Consider the following 6217-nt stretch of genomic DNA (forward strand, 5'->3'; position numbering starts at 1 on the left):
ACCACAATTATTCCTATAAGCAACACTTCGGGAGTTCGCCACAATGTCCAAGGGGCAATCCTTGCAGGATCCTTTCCTGAACGCTCTGCGCCGCGAGCGGGTGCCGGTTTCGGTCTACCTGGTCAACGGCATCAAGCTGCAGGGCACCATCGAATCGTTCGACCAGTTCGTGGTCCTGCTGCGCAACACGGTCAGCCAGATGGTCTACAAGCACGCCATTTCCACCGTGGTGCCGGCGCGCAACGTGCGCGTGGGACCGGGTGGCGGCTACGTGCAGTCCAATGAGGGCGGCGCGGCGGGCGAAGAAGAAGAAGACACCGAGTAAACACCCGGGGAACCGGTGGAGATTCCAGGGTGAAATCGGGGGCGACCGCCCCCATGTGATGGGATCCGGGAGCCTGGCGCGACCGGATCCTCCCTGAAATCGAGTCCAAACCGCTTTCCATGTTCGAACGTTCCCGCAAAGGCGAACACGCCCTCCTGATCCAGCCCCACGCCGGCGGCCCGCCGGATGATGGCGCCGCCGAGGAATTCACCGATCTGGCCCGCTCCGCCGGCGCCAGCATCGCGGCGTTGCTCACCGCCCGCATCGATCGGCCCAATCCGTCCACCCTGATCGGCAGCGGCAAGCTGGAAGAGGTCAAGGCCGCGGCCGAAGCCACCGGCGCGGATCTGGTACTGGTCAACTATCCGCTTTCGCCCGGCCAAGAGCGCAACCTGGAGAAATTCCTGGAACGCCGCGTGCTGGATCGCACCGGCCTGATCCTGGACATCTTCGCCCAGCGCGCCCGCAGCCACGAAGGCAAGCTGCAGGTGGAACTGGCCCAGCTCAAGCACATGGCCACCCGGCTGGTGCGCGGCTGGACCCACCTGGAGCGCCAGCGCGGTGGTTCCATCGGCCTGCGCGGCCCGGGTGAAACCCAGCTGGAAACCGACCGCCGCCTGCTGCAGAAGCGGGTGGAGCAGTTGCAGAAGCGGCTGGAAAAAGTCGAAGTGCAGCGCACCCAGATGCGCCGCGCCCGCGTGCGCAGCGAACTGCCGCGCGTGGCCCTGGTCGGCTACACCAATGCCGGCAAATCCACCCTGTTCAATACGCTGACCGGCGCGGAGGCCTACGCCGCCGACCAGCTGTTCGCCACCCTGGATCCCACCGTGCGCCGCATCGAGCTGCCCGGCGGCGGCGTGGTGCTGGCCGACACCGTCGGCTTCGTCCGCGATCTGCCACACGAACTGGTCGCCGCGTTCCGCTCCACCCTGTCCGAGGCGCGCGAAGCGGATCTGCTACTGCACGTCATCGACGCCGCGGATCCGCTGCGCGAGGAACGTATCACCCAGGTCGATGAAGTGTTGCAGGCGATTGGTGCCGGCGACATTCCGCAGTTGCTGGTGTTCAACAAGATCGATCGCATCGAAGGCGCCGAACCGCGCCACGACCAGCCCAACGAAGGCCACGAGCGCGTGTGGATTTCCGCGCGCGACGGCGCAGGGCTGGATGTGCTGAAGGAAGCGCTGGCACAGAAACTCGGGCTGGAACGGATCATCGGCACTGTGCACCTGGGCGAGCGCTCGGCGCGATTGCGTTCCCGCCTGCACGCGCTCGGCGCGGTGCGCGGCGAACGCCACGACGAAACCGGCTGGCACCTGGACCTGGACATGGCCCTGGCCGACGCGCGCCGGCTGGCCGCCGAAGCGGGCGGCCACGCCCTGGAAACCCTGCTCCCCGAACCCGTCGAAGACACCTTCTGATCACCTACCCTGTGTGTTGTGGGAGCGACGTGAGTCGCGACCGCAATCCCGCCGACGTGACGAAACCTCCAGTGGTCTTCCAGCTTCCCGGTCGCGACTGACGTCGCTCCCACAAAAAGCCCCGCCGCCCGCGTAGGAGCGACGTAAGTCGCGACCGGAAACCCGCCCACCCCGCAAAACATCCCCGCATCCCGCCAGCCACCCGGCAAAAAACCGCCCGCCCCATGCCCTTCAGCCCTTGTCCGGCGGCCGGGCGGCCCTATCTTGTAGAATCGGAAACGCGTCGGTTTCGGCCCACGCATCATTGACGACGGAGTGGGCATGGCCTGGAACACCCCTGGAAGCGGCGGCTCTGGCAGCGGCGGCGGAAACGGCAACAACGACAACCGACGGGGCTGGAATCCCCGCGGCGGCAACAGTGGCGGCGGACTGGGCGATCTGCTGGACCGCCTGCGCGGTTCCTTCGACGGCAACGGCCCGCTGCGCTGGATCGGCGTGGCGCTGCTGCTGCTGGTCCTGTTCTCCAGCTTCCAGCTGATCGGCGAACAGCAGCGCGGCGTGGTCCTGCGCTTCGGCCAGTTCTCCCGCGTCATGCAGCCGGGACCCAACTTCAAGTGGCCGTGGCCGATTGAAAGCGTCACCAAGGTCAACGCCACCGAGATCAAGAACTTCAGCAACACCATGCCAGTGCTGACCCGCGACGAGAACATCGTCACCGTGTCGGTCAACGTGCAGTACCGCATCGCCGATCCACGCCTGTACCTGTACGGTTCGCGCAACGCCGACGACGTGTTGCAGCAGGCCGCGCAGAGCGCCGTGCGCGAACAGGTGGGCCGCTCGGATCTGGACACCGTGCTCGGCGAGCGCGGCCCGCTGGGCAGCCAGGCCAAGGAACGCCTGCAGGCCTCGCTGGATACCTACCGGACCGGCCTGGTCGTGACCGAACTCAACCTGCCCGACGCGCGTCCGCCGGAAGAAGTGAAGCCGGCCTTCGACGAGGTCAACTCGGCCCAGCAGATCAAGGATCGCCTGGTCAACGAAGCGCGCGCCTACGCCGCCCGCATCGTGCCCGAGGCACGCGGTACCGCGGCGCGTACCCGCACCGTGGCCGAAGGCTACAAGGCCGCCACTGTTGCCCGCGCCCAGGGTGACGCCGACCGCTTCAGCCTGCTCCAGGAGCAGTACAAGAACGCGCCGGACGTGACCCGCAAGCGCCTGTGGCTGGATACCGTCCAGCAGGTGCTGCAACAGAACAACCGCAAGGTCATCGGCGGCGACAGCCGCCAGCTGATCTACCTGCCGATGCCCGCGCAGACGGGTGCCGCACCGGCATCGTCCAGCGCCCCGGCGCCGGAAGTGGTGATGCCCGCCGTGGAAAGCAGCGCGACAACCCCGCTGCGCAGTGCCGAGCGTCCCGCGCGATCGGCCGGACGTGAGGAGAGTGGACGATGAGACTTCCCGCAATCGTGGCGCTGTTGGTCGCCATCGTGCTGGGCCTGATGGGCTCGGTGTACGTGGTCCGCGAGGACCAGACCGGCCTGGTGCTCAACCTGGGCCGCGTGGCCCGCGCCGACATCCCGCCCGGCCTGCACTTCAAGTGGCCGCTGGTGGAAACCGCGCGCGTGTTCGACCGCCGCTTCCAGGTGCTGGAAACCCAGCCCGAGCGCTACCTGACCTCCGAGCGCAAGGACGTCAGCATCGACTTCTTCGCCGTGGGCCACATCTCCGACGTGCGCGCGTTCTACCGTGCCACCGGCGGCGACGAAAAGCTGGTCAATGATCGCCTAGCGCCGATCATCACCGACTCGCTGCGCAACGAAATCAACGCCCGCACCCTGACCCAGCTGGTCTCCGGCGATCGCAACCAGATCGTCACCGCCCAGCTCAAGGCCATCAACGAGGGCGCCGCCACCCTGGGCATGCGCATCACCGACCTGCGCCTGAAGCAGATCGACCTGCCCACCGACAGCCAGGTCATCACCGACGTCTACGAGCGCATGCGCGCCCAGCGCAAGCAGGTCGCCAGCCAGTTGCGCGCCGAAGGCGAAGAGCAGGCCCGCACCATCAGCGCCCAGGCCGATCGCGACCAGGCCGTGCTGGTGGCCGAAGCCGAACGCGACGCCCAGCGCCTGCGCGGCGAAGGCGACGCCGAAGCCGCCCGCATCTACGCCGCCGCCGCCAACAAGGACCCCTCGTTCTTCGCCTTCCAGCGCAGCCTGGAGTCGTACAAGAAGTCCTTCGCCGACGGCAACAGCGTCATCGTCCTGGACAAGGACGATCCGTTTTTGCAGTACTTGAAGAGCGACCGCTAAGCGCGGTCGCTCGGGATTGGGGAGTGGGGATTCGGGATTCGCAACGGCGGATCCCGGTCGCCGAATGGCTGAGGGCGGGTGATGCCCCGCACTGAAGAGAAGCCCCGATACCTGAAGCTATCCGCCAGCAACGCTTCTGCTAATCCCCAATCCCGGCTCCTACCCAATCCCGGCCCCAATGCCCGATCTCTGGTCCGCCCTCTGCCTGGTCGCCGTCCTGGAAGGCCTGTTCCTGCTGGTCTCGCCGGGGCTGTGGAAGCGGATGGCCCTGCAACTGCTCAACCTGCCCGACGCCCAGATCCGCCAGGCCGGCGGCCTGGTCCTGATCATCGGCCTGACCCTGCTTTGGTGGCTGCGCCACTGAGGGTCTCAGCCTCCCTGTGCCTCTCATGTGGGAGCGACGTGAGTCGCGATTCGCGATGCCCGGTCGCTCAACTGGCTCCGGAAGCCAGGTCGCCCATCGCGACTCACGTCGCTCCCACAAGAAACGGGGCGGGGCCCCTTGGCCGGATTGCCCCCCATTCAGCCATCGGGGTAGCCCCCTTCACCCAAAACCCGGATAATGCACAAAAGCCGGACGGGCGCTCGCCAGAGCCAACCCCGCCGGCTTTTTCCGTGTCTGGGCACAGCGTAGTGGACCCCTCCCCGATGGAGACGGCCCGCATCGGTAACGCCGCGCCCGGTCCGGCCCATCCCGGCGGCCCCGATGGTCGTCAACAAGCGAAGGAGTTACCCGTCATGGGTCAGTCAGTCGTCGTTCTCGGCGCCCAGTGGGGCGATGAAGGCAAAGGCAAAATCGTCGACCTGCTCACCGAGGAAATCGGTGCGGTCGTCCGCTTCCAGGGCGGCCACAACGCCGGCCACACCCTGGTCATCAACGGCAAGAAAACCGTCCTCCACCTGATTCCCTCCGGCATCCTGCGGCCCGACGCCCTGTGCCTGATCGGCAACGGCGTGGTCATCAGCCCGGCCGCCCTCCGCAGGGAAATCGAGGAACTGGAAACCAGCGGCGTGGACGTGCGCTCGCGCCTGAAGATTTCCCCGGCCGCTCCGCTGATCATGCCGTACCACATCGCCCTGGATCAGGCCCGCGAGAAGGCCGCCGGCGGCAAGGCCATCGGCACCACCGGCCGCGGCATCGGCCCCGCCTACGAAGACAAGGTGGCCCGCCGCGGCATCCGCATCGCCGACCTGCATTACCCCGACCAACTGGCCGAAAAGCTGCGCGCCGCGCTGGACTACCACAACTTCGTGCTCACCAAGTACCTGGGCGTGGACGCGGTGGAGTTCCAGCAGGTCTACGACGAAGCGCTGGCCTTCGGCGAATACGTCCAGCCCATGAAGTCCGACGTGGCCGGCATCCTGCACGACCTGCGCAAGCAGGGTAAGCGCGTGCTGTTCGAAGGCGCCCAGGGCGCCCTGCTGGACATCGACCACGGCACCTATCCCTACGTCACCAGCTCCAACACCACCGTCGGCGGCGCGCTGGCCGGCAGCGGCGTGGGCGCGGACGCCATCGACTACGTGCTGGGCATCGCCAAGGCGTATGCCACCCGCGTCGGCGGCGGCCCGTTCCCGACCGAACTGGACGACGAAGTGGGGCAGGGCATCCGCGACCGTGGCCAGGAATACGGCGCCTCCACCGGCCGTCCCCGCCGCTGCGGCTGGATCGACATCGTCGCCCTCAAGCGCGCCGTGGCCATCAACGGCATCACCGGCCTGTGCATCACCAAGCTGGACGTGCTGGACGGCATGGAAAAGCTGAAGATGTGCATCGCCTACCGCTACCGCGGCAAGGAAACCGAGTACGCCCCGCTGGACGCCCAGGGCTGGGAAGAATGCGAGCCGGTCTACCTGGAATTCCCCGGCTGGTCCGAAACCACCCACGGCATCACCGAATGGGACAAGCTGCCCCCGGCCGCCCGTGCCTACCTGCGCGCCCTGGAAGAACTGTCCGGCTGCCCGCTGGCCATCGTCTCCACCGGCCCGGACCGCGACCATACGATGACGTTGCAGGATCCGTTTGCTTGAGTTGAGGTTGGGCTTAGGTCCACTGAGTAATGAAGAAAGCCCCGCATCGCGGGGCTTTTTTTGTAAGTATGTCCGAGACGAAAACTCTGGCGGGCTACGTTATTGGTACGCCCCCGATTCCGTAGACA

Annotated in this window: 6 protein-coding genes; all 6 read left to right on the top strand. The window is 66.9% G+C overall.

What is annotated here, in order from left to right:
* Positions 1-43: 43 nt before the first annotated feature.
* The gene (hfq, locus tag IQ458_RS05945) at positions 44-325 is read left to right on the top strand and encodes an RNA chaperone Hfq (RefSeq protein WP_141456078.1); all 282 of its coding nucleotides are present in this window, start codon (positions 44-46) and stop codon (positions 323-325) included.
* A 119-nt stretch (positions 326-444) separates the two neighbouring features.
* Entirely contained in the window at positions 445-1746 is a 1302-nt protein-coding gene (gene hflX, locus IQ458_RS05950) for a ribosome rescue GTPase HflX (protein ID WP_141456079.1), read from the top strand.
* A gap of 321 nt (positions 1747-2067) precedes the next feature.
* A complete protein-coding gene (gene hflK / locus IQ458_RS05955) occupies positions 2068-3198 on the top strand; it encodes an FtsH protease activity modulator HflK (protein WP_183638227.1) in 1131 nt (376 codons plus the stop codon).
* Complete coding sequence (gene hflC, locus IQ458_RS05960; RefSeq protein ID WP_183638223.1) at positions 3195-4058, top strand: protease modulator HflC; 864 nt, start codon at positions 3195-3197, stop codon at positions 4056-4058. Before hflK ends, hflC begins: the two co-directional genes overlap by 4 nt.
* Positions 4059-4236: 178 nt before the next feature.
* Positions 4237-4422: a DUF2065 domain-containing protein gene (locus IQ458_RS05965; protein WP_141456082.1), complete on the top strand. Its 186-nt coding sequence runs from the start codon at positions 4237-4239 to the stop codon at positions 4420-4422.
* Positions 4423-4796: 374 nt separating this feature from the next.
* Positions 4797-6089, top strand: coding sequence for an adenylosuccinate synthase (locus IQ458_RS05970; RefSeq protein WP_203322209.1), 1293 nt, complete (start codon positions 4797-4799; stop codon positions 6087-6089).
* Positions 6090-6217 lie beyond the last annotated feature (128 nt).

The sequence above is a fragment of the Pseudoxanthomonas beigongshangi genome (genome assembly GCF_016820515.1).
GTDB lineage: Bacteria > Pseudomonadota > Gammaproteobacteria > Xanthomonadales > Xanthomonadaceae > Pseudoxanthomonas_A > Pseudoxanthomonas_A beigongshangi.